Here is a 16,409-nt window from a genome sequence, read left to right on the forward strand (position 1 = left end):
GACGAGGCAACAAGACGAGATCAGCCGGTGAGCTGCACGACGGCGGCGCCGAGGTCAGGTGCCCCTCCTCCGTACTCGTAGGCGTCGTCCAGGGTGACGTACTCGACGAAGGTGCCGTTGAGGCACTGCTCGGGCGGACCGCACGGCGCGTCGTACTGGTACTTGTTCTCGAAGAAGTAGCCGTTCAGTGTCATGGCGACATAGCCGTAGACCGTATAGATGCCGTTCCCACCGGTGCCTTCGAACTCACCATAGATCGGCAGGAGCACCGTCTCGCCCACGAGGTCCAAGAAGAACTCGGCTGAACATGCCTTCTTGTCCACGGGCTTGCCTGGGTCGGAAGGGAAGTCGTAGCCCACGGAAGCCTCCGACTCACACTTGCCTCCGACTGTGTCCATCCAGGCGAACCCGCTGGGGATATCGAAGCCGTTAGTTCCCGTGCAGTCGCTGTCCGACTTCTTGGGCAACGTGATCGTCTGCGGGACGTCCAAGACGGGCTGGAACGAGGCGTCGAGCTCACATGCAGAAATGGCCAGAGGAAGCATGGCGGGCCCGCTCGCCGGCGCCCCCCAAGCCGCTGTCGCACCTGCTACGACAAGGCTCTCGTCTCGACCGAGGACAGGCATGAACCAGTGCGGCTGAAAGCCCGATGCCTCGACCGTGACGCTGTTGGACGACGGGAAGGAGACGTCCGCTCCTTCTATACCGTCGTTGCGCACGTTAGCGCCTGCGTAGCTGTCGGCGATGGATTGGGAGTCACCACAGCCGTCGACAGCACAGTCCTGCGCGACAGCCAGCGCAGCCGCGTCAGCCCCGTTCTGCAGCTCCTGCTTCTTGGCATACGTCGCGCTGAGGTCGACGCCGAAGCCGACGAAACCGAGGAGTGTAGTCAGAAGCAAAGCCGTGAGAACTGCCGTGGCTCCCCTTTCGCGACTAAGATCCACTGTCACCCTCCACATCGCATCTCACCGACTCCCGTCATCGATACGGCTCCTCCACCGAAGAGACCCGTTAGTAGTCCCGCTTCAGCTGTCGCGATAACTGTGATGGATTCGCCCGGCTCGCAGTCCGGGGGGCTCGGGTTGTACGAGATAGTCGGGCCTGTCACATCCCCGAACGGCGTGAAGAGATTGTTCACCGCGGCCTCGGCCCTGGTCGGGTCGTTGTGAATCGCCATTTCCCTCGCACCGTCTCGCGCCGCTGCAGCTAGCGATGCCTGCATGTAAAATAGCCGGCTACCTTCAATGATGGCAAAGAACATCGAGATCAGAAGAAGAGCGATCAGCGCGAACTCGACCGCCGCTGCACCTCGCTCTCGACTCTCCATAGACACCTTCATGCAGACTGGGTCTGTCGTTTGGCCAAGGTGGGGCGGAAGCCGTAACAACCGCCCCACCTCCAGCCGCAACGAAATCAGGGAGTGGCGCCAGTGATTGCGCCCGTCACAGCGGTGAAGAGAGCGTTGAGCGAGCCACCTAGGGCGGTCACTGTGAGGATGATCGCCGCCGCGATGAGCGCGACGAGCAGGCCGTACTCGACGGCGGTCGCGCCCTTCTCCTTCTCGGAGAACTTCTCCTGGAGGGTGGCGAGGTAGAAGTAGATGGCAGCCATGATGGCTCCTTCGCAATGTCTGTGGGGACTGTCCCCCGAGTGTGTACTGGTGGCCAGCCCAAGGCCCCTTAACCCCCCGACAGGGCTTGAGCCGCACCAAGAGTGACACGTTGTCAACAATCTTGGCAAGGCAAGGAGTGCGACAAGAAGGTCAAGAAACGGTAACGACCGCAACCGTTTACCTGGGTACACGCTGGACAAGGCGCTGGCCTGCACCTTCGTCAGGGAAGGTGCAGGTCGGCGTCTGGGAGTGTGTCCGACGTCACTTCAGGAAGTCGGGCACATCCAGGTCCTCGGACTCCTCGTAGCTCACCGTGCGGGGCGGCTGCTGCACTGGTGCCTGCTCCGCAGTGGGGGGCTGCTCTGCGTGCTGCTGGGCCTGGCCCGGCACCTTTTCACGCTCCCGGGCCGGTGCCTGCGCCTGCTGCGGCGGACGCTGCGCGCCGTTGGTGTGCTGGCCCTGCGGCTGCTGCTGGTGCTGCGACTGCTGGCCGGCCTGCGGGTCGCGGTTGGTGCCGCCGGCCTGCACCTGGCCCAGGGCCCGGTCGTCCGAGCGCTGGGTGGGGCTGCCGCTGTCGAAGCCGGCGGCGATGACGGTGACCCGCACCTCGTCGCCGAGCGAGTCGTCGATGACCGCGCCGAAGATGATGTTGGCGTCGGGGTGCGCGGCCTCCTGCACCAGGCGGGCGGCCTCGTTGATCTCGAACAGGCCGAGGTCGGAGCCGCCCTGGATGGACAGGAGGACACCGTGCGCGCCGTCGATGCTGGCCTCCAGCAGCGGTGAGGAGATCGCCAGCTCGGCGGCCTGCACCGCGCGGTCCTCCCCGCGGGCCGAGCCGATGCCCATGAGCGCCGAGCCGGCGCCCTGCATGACCGACTTGACGTCGGCGAAGTCGAGGTTGATCAGGCCCGGGGTGGTGATGAGGTCGGTGATGCCCTGCACACCCGAGAGCAGCACCTGGTCGGCGCTGCGGAAGGCGTCGAGCATGCTGACGGCGCGGTCGCTGATCGACAGCAGCCGGTCGTTGGGGATGACGATGAGGGTGTCGACCTCCTCGCGCAGCTGCCCGATGCCGGACTCGGCCTGGTTGGCGCGGCGGCGGCCCTCGAAGGTGAACGGGCGGGTGACGACACCGATGGTCAGGGCGCCGAGCGACTTGGCGATCTTGGCTACGACCGGCGCGCCGCCGGTGCCGGTGCCACCGCCCTCCCCCGCGGTGACGAAGACCATGTCGGCCCCGCGCAGGGCCTCCTCGATCTCCTCAGTGTGGTCCTCGGCGGCCTTGCGGCCGACCTCGGGGTCGGCCCCGGCGCCGAGACCACGGGTGAGCTCGCGGCCCACGTCGAGCTTGACGTCGGCGTCGCTCATGAGCAGGGCCTGGGCGTCGGTGTTGATCGCGATGAACTCGACGCCCTTGAGCCCGACCTCGATCATCCGGTTGATCGCGTTGACACCACCACCCCCGATACCGACGACCTTGATGACGGCGAGGTAGTTCTGCGCTGCGGACACGGGTGCGCCTTCCTGGATGTCTACGTCTGTGCTGTGCCGGCCACGCGCCGCCCGGAAGGTTCCCCGCACGATCTGTCCATGACCTCGTGCTCGCATCGTATGTCGATGTTGCCCTCAGGCCCGATGACTCTGAACCTGAAGTGAAGGTCGAGGCTTAGGGCAGGCTGGGCTCCAGGCCGGAGACCACCGGGGTGCCGGGCACGGCCACGTCGATCGTCAGCGCCGGCCCGTCCTCGCCGCCACCCTCGGCGTCGCCCTCTGCGTCGGCGTCCGCCTCGAGGGCGAGCGCGATCGGCTCCTGGGCCAGCAGGGCCTCCAGCACGCGCGCCTTGAGCTCGGCATCCTCCGGCCCGCCCCACAGCACAGTGACCGGGCCGACCGCGAAGCGCAGCTCGCCGTCGCCCAGCACCTGCAGGCCACGCACCTGCTCGGCGGTCTCCGGGGTCAGCGCGGCCTGCATGTCGAGCGTCCCGGCCAGTGACGCCGGCGACACGTCCCCGCGCGGGGCCCGCACCCGGGGCACGTCGTCGGGGCGGCGGGACACCGTGTCGTAGACGACGCCCTCGGCGTCGACGAGCTGCAGCGACCCGGCACCGGCCTGGTCGAGCACGAGCGCGGGCTCGCGCAGCCGCACCGTCAGGCTCACGGTCGAGGGCCAGTCTCGGCCCACGGTCGCCTCGGCGATGCGCAGGTCCTCCTCGACGCGGGCGGCGACGGCCTCGGTGTCGACCCGGGCCAGCTGCAGCCCGACCGGGATCGCGGCGCGGCTCACGGCGCCTTCGGCCAGCTGGCCTTCGGCGCCCTCGACCACGACGTCCTCCACGACGAACGCCGGCGACCACAGCAGCACGCCGACGACCGCGCCGACGAGCACCAGCACCGCCACCAGCCAGCCGACCAGCCGCAAGGGCCGGCGGCGGATGCGCCGAGCCCGCGCCGTGAAGCGGTCGTGCACCGGCACCGACACCGGCGCTGCCGGCGTGCTGCCCGTCCGCGGCCTGGACCGCACCCCCGTGCTCATCGCGTCTCCTCCTCGGTATGCCGTGAGCGCAGGACGTCGAGCACCTGCGGCCCCAGCGTGGTCACGTCGCCGGCACCGACGGTCAGCAGCAGGTCGCCCGGGCGCAGCAGCGCTGCGAGCTCACCGGGGGCAGAGGCCAGGTCGGGCAGGTAGTGCACCTCGGGCGGGTCGGGCTGCCCGGCGACCAGGTCGGCGACCAGGGCGCCGTCGACCCCGGGCAGCGGCTCCTCACGGGCACCGTAGACGTCGAGCATGACGACGACGTCGGCCGGGGCCAGCCCGGCGGCGAACTGCGCGGCGAAGGTCTGCGTGCGCGAGTAGAGGTGCGGCTGGAAGGCCACCACCAGCCGACGTGACGGCGCACCCGCCGCGCCGTCCCCGGCGCCCTGCCCGTCGGCGGCGCCCTCGCTCACCACCGAGCGGCCGGCCCGCACCACGGCGGCGACCTTGTCGGGGTTGTGCGCGTAGTCGTCGACGACCTCGACCCCGGCGGCCTCGCCGACCGCCTCGAAGCGCCGGTGCGTGCCCGGGAAGGCCGCGAGCCCGTCGAGCACGGCGTCGAGCGGCCGGCCCAGGCCCCCGGTGGCGGCCAGCAGCGCGGCCGCGGCGTTGTGCACGTTGTGCGCGCCGGGCATCGGCACGGTGAGCCGGCGCCGTGTGCCGGCCGGCACGTCACCGACGGTGCGGGTCCAGGTCAGGTCGGCGCCCCAGGTGCGCCCGGAGCCGCCGACGTCGCTGAGCAGGAGGTCGGGCACGTGGTCGGGCCCCTGTTCGGATATCTGGCCGGTGCCCACCGCGGCGTCAGTGCCCGCCGCCGGGGCGGTGCCCCAGGTGAGCACACTGCGCCCCAGGCCCCGGCAGCGCTCGGCCAGCCGGCGCGACCCGGGGTCGTCGACGCTCGCGACGAGCACACCGTCAGCGCCGACGGTGTCGGCGAACTCCTCGAAGGCCGCGTGCACGCCCTCGAGGTCGCCGTAGAAGTCGAGGTGGTCGGCGGTGATGTTGGTGACGACCGCGACCTGCGGGCGGTAGGCCAGGAACGACCCGTCGCTCTCGTCGGCCTCGACCACGACCGGTCCGGTGCCGGGCGCGGCGTTGGTGCCCGGGCCGACCAGACCCGAGCCGAGCACGTAGGCCGGGTCGGCCCCGGCGGCCTGCAGCGCCACGGTGAGCATGGCGCTGGTGGTGGTCTTGCCGTTGGCGCCGGCGACGGCGGCGGTGGTGCGGCCGTGCAGCAGCGCGGCGATGCCCTGCGCGCGGTGCAGCACCCGCAGCCCGCGCTCCCGTGCCGCGGCCAGCTCGGGGTTGCTCTCCCGCACCGCCCCGGAGATGACGACCGTGTCGGCCCGGCCCAGGTGGGCGGCGTCGTGGCCGACGTGCACCCGGGCTCCCTCGGCCGCCAGCTGCCGCAGGGTGTCGCTGTCGCGCTGGTCGGAGCCGGAGACCGGGACCCCCTCGGCCAGGAACAGCCGGGCCACCCCGGACACCCCCGAGCCGCCGATGGCGACGAAGTGCACGGCGCCGAGCTCCCGCGCGGGCGGCACCGGGGCGGTGAAGTCGAACCGGCCGGCCGGCACGGAGCTGCGATGTGCGGGGCTGCGGTGCGCCGGGCTCACGGTCGCCCCGCCGCCCGCCGGACCATCGCGACCAGGGTGTCGTCGGCGTCGCGCTGGCCCATGGCGGCAGCGGCCTGGCCCATCCGGGCGATGCGCTCGGTGTCGCGCACCAGCGGCAGCACGGCGTTGCGCACCCAGGCGGCGTCGACGTGCTGGTCCTCGACCACCAGCGCTCCCCCGGCCCCGACGACGTCGGCGGCGTTGAGCCGCTGCTCGCCGTTGCCGATGGGCAGCGGCACGAAGACCGCGGGCAGCCCGACGGCGCCCAGCTCGCACACCGTGCCGGCACCGGAGCGGCACACGGCCAGGTCGGCCACGGCATACGCCAGGTCCATCCGGTCGGTGTAGGGCCGGGCGACGTAGCGGGCCCGCCCCGGCGTGTCGGCGGGGACCTCGACGTCCTTGCCCGCGCCGGTGAGGTGAAGCACCTGCACGCCTGCCTCGACGAGGTCGGCGCCGGCCCCGGCGAACGCGGTGTTGATGCGCAGCGCCCCCAGCGAGCCGCCGAAGACGAGCAGCGTCGGGCGGCCCTCGTCCAGGCCGAAGTGCGCCAGGCCCTCCGGCCGGGCGGCCGCCCGGTCGAGGTCGGTGATCTCACGGCGCAGCGGCATGCCGACCCAGGTGGCGTGCGGCAGCTGGGTGGTGGCGAAGGTCGTGGCGACGTGCGGGGTGAAGCGCGCGCCGAGCCGGTTGGCCAGGCCAGGGCGGGCGTTCTGCTCGTGGATGACGATCGGTATGCCGTGACGCCGGGCGGCGAGGTAGGCGGGGGTGGCGACGTAGCCGCCGAAGCCGACGAGCACGTCGGCCTGCACCTGCCGCAGGGTGCGCGAGGCCGCGCTGACCGCAGCCCGCATCGACCCGGGGAAGCGCAGCGCCTGCCCGTTGGGCCGGCGCGGGAAGGGCGCCTTGGGCACGACCTCCAGGGGGTAGCCGCGCTCGGGCACCAGCCGGGCCTCCAGGCCCTCGGCGGTGCCGAGCACCACGACCCGGGTCTGCGGGTCGTGCCGGCGCAGGGCGTCGGCGGTGGCCAGCAGCGGGTTGACGTGCCCGGCGGACCCGCCCCCGGCGAGCACCACCGACAGCGGCGTGTCCCCGGTGCTCGTGTTCCCGGTGCCCCTGTCGCCGGTGCTGCCCGGCCCCGTGCCCGTCTCCTCGGTGCTCATCGCCCGCCCTGACCCGCGCCGGGGAAGGCCGCCAGGGTGCGGCGCAGCCGGGACGAGCGGCCCGAGAGCGCCTCGGAGCAGCCGGGCAGCGAGCGGGCCATCGCCAGCAGCAGCCCGATGCCCATGAGGGCGGCGACCAGGGCCGAGCCACCGCTGGAGACCAGCGGCAGCGGCACGCCGACGATCGGCAGCATGCCGATGACCGAGCCGATGTTGAGCACCGCCTGCGAGAGCATCCAGATCATCACGCCGGCCGCGGCCAGGCGCACGAACGGGTAGGGGGTGTCGGCCACGATGCGGAAGCTGGCGTAGCCGAGCACCGCGAAGAGCAGCAGCACCGTGAGCGAGCCGGGCAGGCCGAGCTCCTCGCCGATGATGGCCAGGATGAAGTCGTTGTGCGGCTCGGGCAGCAGCGACCACTTCTCGCGGCTGGCTCCCAGGCCCAGTCCCCACCAGCCGCCGTCGGCCAGCGCATACTCCGCGTGCACCTTCTGGAAGCAGCCGTCGACGTGCGGGCTGGTGCAGGTGTCACCCAGCCAGGTCTCGATGCGCTGCATGCGGTTGCCGCTGCCGGCCGCGAGGTAGCCGATGCCCCCGGCGACCAGGAGCCCGACCACCGCGAACCAGCGCAGCGGCAGCCCGGCGACGAAGAGCATGCCGCCGGCGATGGCGACCATGATCATCGCCGTGCCGAGGTCGTGCCCGGCCACGACCAGCCCGATGAGCAGCATCGCCCCGGGCAGGATGAACGGCACCAGCGCGTGCACGACGCGGCCGATGACCTTGCGCTTGCGGGCCAGCACGGTGGCGCCGAAGACGACCAGCGCTAGCTTGGCGAACTCCGAGGGCTGCAGGCTGCGCCCGCCGATGAAGATCCAGTTGCGGTTGCCCTGGAAGTCACCGCCCAGCGGGGAGAACACCGCCGCCTGCAGCGCGACCGCGACGAGCAGGCCGGGCAGCGCCAGGCGCTTCCACCACACGACCGGCAGCCGCGACAGCCCCCAGGCGAGCAGGATGCCGACCCCGGCGTAGGCGAGCTGGGTGACGAACACGTCGTAGGAGCTGCCGGTCTCCACGTAGGAGCGCACGCTCGAGGCCGAGAGCACCATGACCAGGCCGATCGAGACCAGGGCGGCGGCGCTGGCGAGCACCAGGTAGTAAGGCGCCACCGGGGAGCGCAGCCACTCCCCCGCGGCGGCCAGGCCGGTGCGTGGGGGCGGGTCGGCGGGCCGGCTGCTGCCCTGCCGGGTGAGCTGGGTCGTCATGGGCGCCCACCACCGGGGGCCCGCCGGCGCACGGCGTCGGCGAAGGCCGAGCCGCGGGCGCCGTAGCTGTCGAACATGTCCAGCGACGCCGCGGCGGGGGCGAGCAGCACGACGTGCCCCGGGGAGGCGAGGTCGAGCGCGTGCCGCACGACCTCGTCCATCACCCCGGCCAGGGTGCGCTCACGCTCGTCGTGGGTCATGGACCTAGTCTCGGGGGCGTCGACCTCCCGGACCGGCACCTGCGGTGCGTGTCGTGCGAGTGCGTCGGCGAAGACGCGCCGGTCGGCGCCCAGCAGCACCGCGCCGCGCAGCCGCGGGGCCGCGTCGCGCACCAGGGTCTCGATGTCGGCGCCCTTGAGCTGGCCGCCGGCCACCCACACGATGTCGGGGTAGGCCTGCAGCGAGGCGGCGGCCGCGTGCGGGTTGGTGGCCTTGGAGTCGTCGACGAAGCGCACCTCGCCGACCTGGTCGACCTCGGTGATGCGGTGGGCCGCGGGGCGGAAGGAGCGCAGGCCGTCGCGCACCGCGCCGGGGCGCACCCCCAGGGCCCGGGCCAGGGCCGCGGCGGCCAGGGCGTCGGCGACCAGGTGCGGGGCCGGGGCGCCGGAGCGGTCGAGGTCGGCCAGGGTCGCGAGCTCGGCGGCGGAGGTGCGCCGCTCCTCCACGAAGGCCCGGTCGGCCAGCACGTTCTCCACCAGGCCGAGCATCGACAGGCCGGGCACGCCGGTGGTGAAGCCGACGGCGCGGCAGCCCTCCACGACGTCGGCCTCGGCGACCATGGCCTCGGTGCGCGCGTCCTGCACGTTGTAGACACAGGCCACCTGGGTGCGGTCGTAGATGCGCGCCTTGGCGGCGGCGTAGTCGTCGAACGAGCCGTGCCAGTCGAGGTGGTCGGGCGCGATGTTGAGCACGCACGAGGCCAGCGCGGAGATGCTGTGGCTGTAGTGCAGCTGGAAGCTGGACAGCTCGACGGCGATGACGTCGTAGGGCTCGGGGTGCAGCACGGCCTCGAGCACCGGGGTGCCGACGTTGCCGGCGGCGACCGCCCGCAGCCCGGCGGCCCGCAGGACCGCCTCCAGCATCTGCACCGTGGTCGTCTTGCCGTTGGTGCCGGTCACGGTCAGCCAGGGGGCGGCGCCCACCCGCGCCCGCATCCGCCAGGCGAGCTCGACCTCGCCCCACACCGGTATGCCGTGGCGCGCGGCGGCGACCAGCACCGGGTGGTCGGGGCGCCAGCCCGGCGAGGTGACCACGAGGTCGCTGCCGGCGAGGTCGGCCGGCAGGTCGGCGACGTGCTCCGGGCCGCGGCGCACCTCGCCGCCGAGGATGTCGAGGATGGTGGCCCGCTCCTCCTGCTCGGGCGCGTCGGTGCCGGCGTCGAGCACCGTCACGTGCACGCCGCGCTCCAGCAGGGCGTCGGCCGCGGCGAACCCGCTGATGCCCAGCCCGGTGACCACGACCCTCAGGCCCGCCCAGTCCGCCTCGCGGTGGGTCAGGTCCGCCAGCCGTGCGGTCACAGCTGCACCACCCACTCGGTGTAGAACAGCGCCAGCCCGGTGGCCGCGCACAGCGCGGCCACGATCCAGAAGCGGATGACGATGGTGACCTCGGCCCAGCCCAGCAGCTCGAAGTGGTGCTGGAGCGGTGCCATCCGGAAGACCCGTTGGCCGGTCATCTTGAACGAGCCGACCTGGATGATCACCGAGAGCGTGATGATGACGAACAGCCCGCCCAGGATGGCCATGAGCAACTGGGTGTGGGTGACGATCGCCAGGCCGGCGAGCGCGCCGCCGAGGGCCAGCGAGCCGGTGTCGCCCATGAAGATCTTGGCCGGCGAGGCGTTCCACCACAGGAAGCCGAACGCCGACCCGGCGACCGCGGCGGCGACCACGGCCAGGTCGAGGGCGTCACGCACGTCGTAGCAGTTCGGGCCGGGGTTGATCTGGCAGTTCTGGTTGTACTGCCAGATGCCGATGAGCACGTAGGAGCCGAACACCATGACCGAGGCGCCGGTGGCCAGCCCGTCGAGGCCGTCGGTGAGGTTCACCCCGTTGCTGGCCCCGGCGATCATGATGTTGGCCCAGATGACGAAGAGGATGAGCCCGCTGACCGCGCCGAAGTGGGCCAGGTCGATGCCGGTGTCGCGGACGAAGGAGATCGAGGTGCTGGCCGGGGTGCGGAAGCCGTCGGCGGGGAACTGCAGGGCCAGCACGGCGAAGACCACCGCCACCGCGGTCTGCCCGACGAGCTTCTCCCACGAGCGCAGGCCCAGGCTGCGCTGCTTGGAGATCTTGATGTAGTCGTCGAGGAAGCCGACCAGGCCGAGCCCGGCCATCAGGAAGAGCACCAGCAGGGCGCTGAGCGTGAACCGGTTGGTGCCCATGTCGAACCAGCCGAGCCAGTCGACGAAGCCCAGCAGCAGGTGCGCCCCGAAGTAGCCCAGCAGGGTGGCCCCGATGATGACGGCACCGCCCATGGTGGGGGTGCCGCGCTTGGTGTGGTGGGTGGTCGGCCCGTCGTCCCGGATGAACTGGCCGTAGCCGCGGCGCACCAGGAACTTGATGAACAGCGGCGTGCCCAGCAGCGCGACGGTCATCGCGATGCTGGCGGCGAGCAGGACGTTGATCACGGCCCACCATCCTGCACCAGGTCGTCACCGAGCAGGCGCAGCCCCGAGTCGCGGCTGGACTTCAGCAGCACGACGTCGCCGGCGCCGAGCAGCCGCCCCAGCAGCTCGCGCGCGGCGGCGGTGTCCGGCACCCGGTGCACGTCGCTGCCCCCGCCCAGGGCGTAGCCGTCGGCGGCCGGGGCGGCGCCCTCCCCGACGGCGACCAGCCGGTCGATGCCCAGCTCGGCGGCCAGCGCGCCGACCGAGGCGTGCTCGGCCACGCTCTCCTCGCCGAGCTCGAGCATCTCGCCGACCACCGCGGTGGTGCGGCCCTGCCCGCGCATCGACTGCAGGGCGCGCAGGGCGGCCCGCATGGAGTCGGGGTTGGCGTTGTAGGCGTCGTTGACGATGGTCACGCCGTCGGGGCGGTCGGTGACCTCCATCCGCCAGCGCGACGTGGGCCGGGCACCGCCGAGGGCCTGCGCGATGTCGGGCAGGTCCATCCCCCACTCCAGCGCGACCGCGGCCACCGACAGGGCGTTGCCGACGTGGTGCGCGCCGTGCAGCTGCAGCTGCACGTCGACCGGCTCGTGCCCGGGCACGGTCACCCGGAAGCCGGCCTGCCCGCGCTCGTTGAGCACGACGTCGTGGGCGCGGACCTCGGCGTCCGGGCCGGTGCCGACGAGCACCACCCGGGCCGGGGTCTGCTCGGCCATCGCGGCGACCCGGGGGTCGTCGGCGTTGAGCACGGCCAGCCCGTTGGGCGGCAGCGCCCGCACCAGCTCGGCCTTGGTGTGCGCGATGAGGGCGCGGGAGCCGAACTCCCCCAGGTGCGCGGTGCCGACGTTGAGCACCACCCCGACCTGCGGCGGGGCGATGTCGGTGAGGTAGGCGATGTGGCCGACCCCGGAGGCCCCCATCTCGGCGACGAGGATCTCGGTGCTCGGCTCCAGGCGGCACACGGTCAGCGGCACGCCGATCTCGGAGTTGTAGGACGCGACCGGCGCCAGCGTCTCGCCCAGGTGCGAGACGACCTGGGCCATCAGGTCCTTGGTGGAGGTCTTGCCCGAGGAGCCGGTGATGCCGACGATGCGCAGGCCGCCGGCCTCGGTGCAGCGGTCGACGACCTCGCGGCCCAGCCGGGCGAACGCGTGCTGCACGTCGTCGACCACGACGCACGGCAGCTCGTCCATCTCGCGGGCGGTCAGGGCGGCGACGGCACCGTTGGCCGCGGCCGCACCCACGTAGTCGTGACCGTCGGCGTGCTCACCGGCGCGTGCGACATACAGGCTGCCGGGCACGCACTCACGGGAGTCGGTCACGACAGCGGCGTCGACGAGTGTCGACGCCGCTGTGCCGGGGTGCACCCGGCCGCCGGTGACCGCCGCGATCTCGCGCAGCGTGAGGGGGATCACCCATCGGCCCTTTCGTCGGAGAACGCGATGTCGCCCAGGGTGACACCGCGGGGGTGGCCAGGAGCCTGCGCCTTCGGGTCGTAGGTCAGCTCCAGCTCCGGCAGCGGCTCGTCGGCCGGCGCGACCCCCGCCTTCTGCAGGGCGTAGCGCATGACGTCGGCGAAGACCGGCCCGGAGATGGTGCCACCGTACTGGCTGATCTCGGTCGGCCGCTGGATGGTCACCGCCACGACGTACTTCGGGTCGTCCGAGGGGGCGTAGCCGATGAACGAGGCGGTGGTGCGGCTGTAGCGGCCCAGCTCGTCGTCGTAGCGGTCGGCGGTGCTGGTCTTGCCGGCCACGTGGTAGCCCTCGACCGCCGCCGTCGGCGCGGTGCCGAAGAAGGTCGGCACCTGCTCCAGGATCTCGGTCAGGGTCTGCGAGGTCTCGGCGGAGACGACGCGCTCACCCTCGGGCACCGGCGCGGCGGTGTAGCGGCCCTGGTCGTCGGTGGTGCCCTCCACGACCGTCGGCGGGATGCGCACCCCGTCGTTGGCCATCGTCTGGTAGACCGACATCTGCTGCAGGGCGTTGCTGGACAGGCCCTGGCCGAACATCAGCGTGTAGCGGCTGGTGCGGCTCCACGTCTCGACCGGGGGCACCACGCCACCGGACTCGCCGGGCAGGCCCAGCCCGCTGGGGGTGCCCAGGCCGAACCTGCGCAGCCAGTCGTGCAGCTGCTGGTCCTCGAGCTTCTCGCCGTAGAGGATCGTGCCCATGTTGCTGGAGGTCGCGAGCACGCCGCCGAAGGTCTGCCACGGCGTCCTGGGGTCGTGCGCGTCCTTGAACGTCTTGCCGCCACGAGGCAGCCGGTAGGGCACGACGATGGGGGTGTCCCGCTCGACGATGCCCTCCTCCAGCGCCGCGGCCGCGGTGACCAGCTTGGCGGTGGAGCCGGGCTCGTAGACGTCCTCGACGACGTCGTTGCGCATGCCCTCGGAGGTCTGCTCCGGGTCGCTGGGGTCGAAGCCGGGGTAGGTCGCGGCCGTCACGATGCGCCCGGTCTCGACCTCCTGCACCAGCACGTAGCCGCTGAGGGCCTTTGCCTCCTCGACCCGCTTCTCCAGCGCGTCGTAGGCATACCACTGCAGGTCGGAATCGATGGACAGGCGCACGTCGCCGCCGTCGACCGCCGGGGTGTCGACCGCGGTGCCGGTGGTGATGACCTCGCCGTTGCCGCCGATCTCGAAGGTGCGCTCACCCGGGGTGCCGGTGAGCCAGTCGTGCCGGGTCAGCTCGACCCCGCCGGCCGGCGCCTCCCCCGCGCCCAGCCAGCCGAGCAGCTTGGCGTGCGACTCGCCGAGGGGGTAGAGGCGGTGGTGGAACTCCTCGGGGGTGACGCCAGGGATGCCGAGGTCCTTGACCTGCTGCCAGACCTCCGGTGAGACGTCCTTGACCAGGTAGGCCCAGCGCCCCTCGGTGGTCGAGATGACCCGCTCCAGGCGCTCGGGGTCCTCGCCGGTCACCTCCGCGACCGCCTGCGCCGCACCGGAGAAGCCGGAGCCCACGAGCTCGCCGTCCTCCCAGCGCTCGTAGGCGGCCACGTTGACCGGGTCGACCGCGATGTGCACCCGGTCGACGTCGACCGCCAGCGGCTCGCCGTTGACGTCGGTGATCGCGCCCCGGGTGGCCGGGATGATGACCTGCTTGAGCCGCTCGTCGATGGCCGCGGCCGAGACGGTGGCGGCGTCGAGGCCCTGCAGCCGCACCAGCTGGGCGGCGAAGAGGCTGAAGACGATCATGGTGCCCAGCAGCAGCATGCGCACCCGACGCTGCGGGTGGGCGACGCCGTGGTGGGCTGCGGTGGAGCTCTGCCTGCGTGCCACGGCTCAGCCTTCCGGTGTCGCCACCCCGCCGGGGCCGGCAAGGTCGTCCAGGACCGCCTCCCCGCTGCCCGGAGCAGGCAGGTCCACGGTAAAGGTCTGCTCGCCGTCCACCCCGGCCGCCACGCCGAGGACCACCCCGTCGGACAGGCGCAGCACCGCGGTCGAGGGCGAGCGCACCATGCCCAGGCCCTCGGCCTTGCGCGACAGGCTGGCCGGCGAGCGCAGCTCGGCCAGCTCGGACTCCAGCGAGACCTGGCGGGCCTCGAGCCGGGCCTGGTCGGCGCGCAGGTCGCTCAGCACGAAGGAGCCCTCCGCGCGCACCGTGTTGAGCACGAGCATGAGCAGCAGGCCGGCGATGACCAGGGAGGCGCAGAGCATGCCGTAGCCGACGTGCGAGCTGCCCAGCGGTGCCGCGTCGACGACCCGCAGCCGGGGGCGCGTGCTGGTGCGGGCCGGGGTGCGCAGCGGTCGCGGGGCGACGCGGGCGGTGGCCGGGGCGGTGGCGGTCGCGGTCATCTGGCTCATCGGTGCTCCCTGCGGTGGCGGGTGGTGCTGGTGGCGCGAAGGCGCTCGGCCACGCGCAGCCGCACGGAGGCTGCACGCGGGTTGGTCTCGGTCTCGGTCGGGGGGGCCTTCTCGGCCCCCCGGGTCAGCAGGCGCAGCCAGGGACGCTGCTCGGGCAGCTCGACGGGCAGCCCGGGCGGCGCCGAGCTGGTCGCCCCCGCGGCCAGGACCTGCTTGGTGATGCGGTCCTCGAGGGAGTGGTAGGACAGCACGGCGACCCGCCCCCCGACGGCGAGCACGTCGAGCGTGGCGGGCAGCGCACGCGCCCAGACGGACAGCTCCTGGTTGACCTCGATGCGCAGCGCCTGGAAGGTGCGCTTGGCCGGGTGGCCGCCGCTGCGCTGGGAGGCGGCCGGCACGACGTCGTGCAGCAGCCGCACCAGCGGGCCGGAGGTGGTGAACGGCTCCTCCTCGCGGCGGCGCAGCACGGCCTTGGCGATCTTGCGGGCGAAGCGCTCCTCGCCGTAGTCGCGCAGGACGCGGGTCAGGTCCTCCACGGAGTAGGTGTTGAGCACGTCCGCGGCGGTCATGCCCTGGGTCTGGTCCATCCGCATGTCGAGCGGGGTGTCGACCCGGTAGGCGAAGCCCCGGTCGTCGGCGTCGAGCTGCAGGGAGGAGACGCCCAGGTCGAAGAGCACCGCGTGCGCCTCGTGCAGGCCCAGGTCGGCCAGCACCTGCGGCACCTCGTCGTAGACCGCGTGCACGGCGGTGAACCGGTCACCGAAGCGCCCCAGCCGCTCACCGGCCAGGCGCAGCGCCTCGGTGTCACGGTCGATGCCGACGACGCGGGCCTGCGGGCACGCCTCCAGCAGGGCCTCGGCGTGCCCGCCCATGCCGAGCGTGCCGTCGAGGGCGACCGCCCCGGGCTGCTGCAGCGCCGGGGCCAGCAGCTCGACGACGCGGTCACGCAGCACCGGCACGTGCCGGTCACCGGCGGGGCCGCGGTCGGTCATCGGGAGCTCCTGGGCGAGGTGGGTGGTGCGGGGCTGGGGGTGCGGTCGGTGGTACGGGGTGTCCCTGGGGTCTGGTCCCCCACCGCCCTGCCGGGTGCCTCTCCTCCGGCGCCGGGGAAGGGGCGTCGGATGATCGGTCCGGGTGGGCCCGGCGCCGGGGAAGAGGCGTCGGGAGGGGTGGGCGGGGGGCGACCAGGCGCCAGGGACGGGTGTGCGGACGGTCCGTGCAGACGGCGGTCAGAGCAGGCCGGGGATCACCTCCTCGGAGAGCTCGGAGAAGGTCTGCTCGTTCTCCTGCAGGTATGCCGTCCAGGCGGCGGTGTCCCAGACCTCCAGGCGACCGCCGGTGCCGATGACGGTGCACTCGTGGGACAGGCCCGCGTAGTCGCGCAGCGCGGCCGGGATGGTGATGCGGCCCTGCTTGTCGGGGATCTCGTCGGAGGCCCCGGACAGGAAGACGCGCTGGTAGTCGCGCACGGCGCGGTTGGTGGTCGGGGTGCTCTGCATGGTGGACACGACCCGCTCGAACTCGGCCATCGGGAAGACGTAGAGGCAGCGCTCCTGCCCCCGGGTCACCACCAGGCCGGCGGCGAGGCGCTCGCGGTACTTGGCCGGCAGGAACATCCGGCCCTTGTCGTCCAGGCGCGGGGTGTGGGTGCCGAGGAACATCGGCCTCACCCCTTCCCCGCTCGACCCTGAGAACCACTGCTCTCCTGTGCGCCCCACTGTACGCCACTTCGCCCCACTGTCAACGAGAAACGACCCCCGGATCGCCCCTTCGTCGCAGCATCGACGCAGGTCAGGGGCCGTGGTGC

The 16,409-nt window shown here is 72.6% G+C and carries 15 protein-coding genes; all 15 read right to left on the reverse strand.

Annotated elements, in window-relative coordinates:
• Positions 1 to 20: 20 nt before the first annotated feature.
• Complete coding sequence (locus LVO85_RS15250) at positions 21 to 950, reverse strand: pilus assembly protein TadG-related protein (RefSeq protein ID WP_232748353.1); 930 nt, start codon at positions 948 to 950, stop codon at positions 21 to 23.
• A complete protein-coding gene (locus tag LVO85_RS15255; protein ID WP_232748354.1) occupies positions 947 to 1,339 on the reverse strand; it encodes a TadE/TadG family type IV pilus assembly protein in 393 nt (130 codons plus the stop codon). The genes LVO85_RS15250 and LVO85_RS15255 overlap by 4 nt, the downstream gene beginning before the upstream one ends.
• A gap of 74 nt (positions 1,340 to 1,413) precedes the next feature.
• A complete protein-coding gene (locus LVO85_RS15260) occupies positions 1,414 to 1,611 on the reverse strand; it encodes a Flp family type IVb pilin (RefSeq protein ID WP_232748355.1) in 198 nt (65 codons plus the stop codon).
• A 262-nt stretch (positions 1,612 to 1,873) separates the two neighbouring features.
• Entirely contained in the window at positions 1,874 to 3,124 is a 1,251-nt protein-coding gene (ftsZ, locus tag LVO85_RS15265) for a cell division protein FtsZ (protein WP_232748356.1), read from the reverse strand.
• 154 nt (positions 3,125 to 3,278) lie between these two features.
• Positions 3,279 to 4,145: a cell division protein FtsQ/DivIB gene (locus LVO85_RS15270; RefSeq protein WP_232748357.1), complete on the reverse strand. Its 867-nt coding sequence runs from the start codon at positions 4,143 to 4,145 to the stop codon at positions 3,279 to 3,281.
• Entirely contained in the window at positions 4,142 to 5,761 is a 1,620-nt protein-coding gene (gene murC, locus LVO85_RS15275; protein ID WP_232748358.1) for a UDP-N-acetylmuramate--L-alanine ligase, read from the reverse strand. The genes LVO85_RS15270 and murC overlap by 4 nt, the downstream gene beginning before the upstream one ends.
• On the reverse strand, positions 5,758 to 6,924 hold the full coding sequence (murG, locus tag LVO85_RS15280; protein WP_232748359.1) for an undecaprenyldiphospho-muramoylpentapeptide beta-N-acetylglucosaminyltransferase: 1,167 nt from the start codon (positions 6,922 to 6,924) through the stop codon (positions 5,758 to 5,760). Before murG ends, murC begins: the two co-directional genes overlap by 4 nt.
• Entirely contained in the window at positions 6,921 to 8,189 is a 1,269-nt protein-coding gene (ftsW, locus tag LVO85_RS15285; protein WP_232748360.1) for a putative lipid II flippase FtsW, read from the reverse strand. The genes murG and ftsW overlap by 4 nt, the downstream gene beginning before the upstream one ends.
• Positions 8,186 to 9,706: a UDP-N-acetylmuramoyl-L-alanine--D-glutamate ligase gene (murD, locus tag LVO85_RS15290; protein ID WP_232748361.1), complete on the reverse strand. Its 1,521-nt coding sequence runs from the start codon at positions 9,704 to 9,706 to the stop codon at positions 8,186 to 8,188. The genes ftsW and murD overlap by 4 nt, the downstream gene beginning before the upstream one ends.
• Complete coding sequence (gene mraY / locus LVO85_RS15295) at positions 9,703 to 10,818, reverse strand: phospho-N-acetylmuramoyl-pentapeptide-transferase (protein ID WP_232748362.1); 1,116 nt, start codon at positions 10,816 to 10,818, stop codon at positions 9,703 to 9,705. The genes murD and mraY overlap by 4 nt, the downstream gene beginning before the upstream one ends.
• The gene (locus tag LVO85_RS15300) at positions 10,815 to 12,212 is read right to left on the reverse strand and encodes a UDP-N-acetylmuramoyl-tripeptide--D-alanyl-D-alanine ligase (RefSeq protein WP_232748363.1); all 1,398 of its coding nucleotides are present in this window, start codon (positions 12,210 to 12,212) and stop codon (positions 10,815 to 10,817) included. Before LVO85_RS15300 ends, mraY begins: the two co-directional genes overlap by 4 nt.
• On the reverse strand, positions 12,209 to 14,077 hold the full coding sequence (locus LVO85_RS15305; protein ID WP_232748364.1) for a peptidoglycan D,D-transpeptidase FtsI family protein: 1,869 nt from the start codon (positions 14,075 to 14,077) through the stop codon (positions 12,209 to 12,211). The genes LVO85_RS15300 and LVO85_RS15305 overlap by 4 nt, the downstream gene beginning before the upstream one ends.
• 3 nt (positions 14,078 to 14,080) lie before the next feature.
• Positions 14,081 to 14,602 (reverse strand): hypothetical protein, encoded by a 522-nt coding sequence (locus LVO85_RS15310; protein WP_232748365.1) that lies wholly within the window; start codon positions 14,600 to 14,602, stop codon positions 14,081 to 14,083.
• Positions 14,599 to 15,594, reverse strand: a complete 996-nt coding sequence (gene rsmH / locus LVO85_RS15315; protein WP_232748366.1) for a 16S rRNA (cytosine(1402)-N(4))-methyltransferase RsmH — start codon at positions 15,592 to 15,594, stop codon at positions 14,599 to 14,601. The genes LVO85_RS15310 and rsmH overlap by 4 nt, the downstream gene beginning before the upstream one ends.
• Positions 15,595 to 15,831: 237 nt before the next feature.
• On the reverse strand, positions 15,832 to 16,263 hold the full coding sequence (gene mraZ / locus LVO85_RS15320) for a division/cell wall cluster transcriptional repressor MraZ (protein ID WP_232748367.1): 432 nt from the start codon (positions 16,261 to 16,263) through the stop codon (positions 15,832 to 15,834).
• Positions 16,264 to 16,409: the final 146 nt, after the last annotated feature.

Source organism: Ornithinimicrobium sediminis (assembly GCF_021272345.1).
Taxonomy (GTDB): domain Bacteria; phylum Actinomycetota; class Actinomycetes; order Actinomycetales; family Dermatophilaceae; genus Ornithinicoccus; species Ornithinicoccus sediminis_B.

Excerpts from the sequence above, each read along its gene's own strand:
- mraZ (WP_232748367.1), bottom strand. The coding sequence starts at position 16,263 with ATGTTCCTCGGCACCCACACCCCGCGCCTGGACGACAAGGGCCGGATG.
- ftsW (WP_232748360.1), bottom strand. The coding sequence starts at position 8,189 with ATGACGACCCAGCTCACCCGGCAGGGCAGCAGCCGGCCCGCCGACCCG.
- LVO85_RS15260 (WP_232748355.1), bottom strand. The coding sequence starts at position 1,611 with ATGGCTGCCATCTACTTCTACCTCGCCACCCTCCAGGAGAAGTTCTCC.
- LVO85_RS15310 (WP_232748365.1), bottom strand. The coding sequence starts at position 14,602 with ATGAGCCAGATGACCGCGACCGCCACCGCCCCGGCCACCGCCCGCGTC.
- LVO85_RS15270 (WP_232748357.1), bottom strand. The coding sequence starts at position 4,145 with ATGAGCACGGGGGTGCGGTCCAGGCCGCGGACGGGCAGCACGCCGGCA.
- rsmH (WP_232748366.1), bottom strand. The coding sequence starts at position 15,594 with ATGACCGACCGCGGCCCCGCCGGTGACCGGCACGTGCCGGTGCTGCGT.
- LVO85_RS15255 (WP_232748354.1), bottom strand. The coding sequence starts at position 1,339 with ATGAAGGTGTCTATGGAGAGTCGAGAGCGAGGTGCAGCGGCGGTCGAG.
- murG (WP_232748359.1), bottom strand. The coding sequence starts at position 6,924 with ATGAGCACCGAGGAGACGGGCACGGGGCCGGGCAGCACCGGCGACAGG.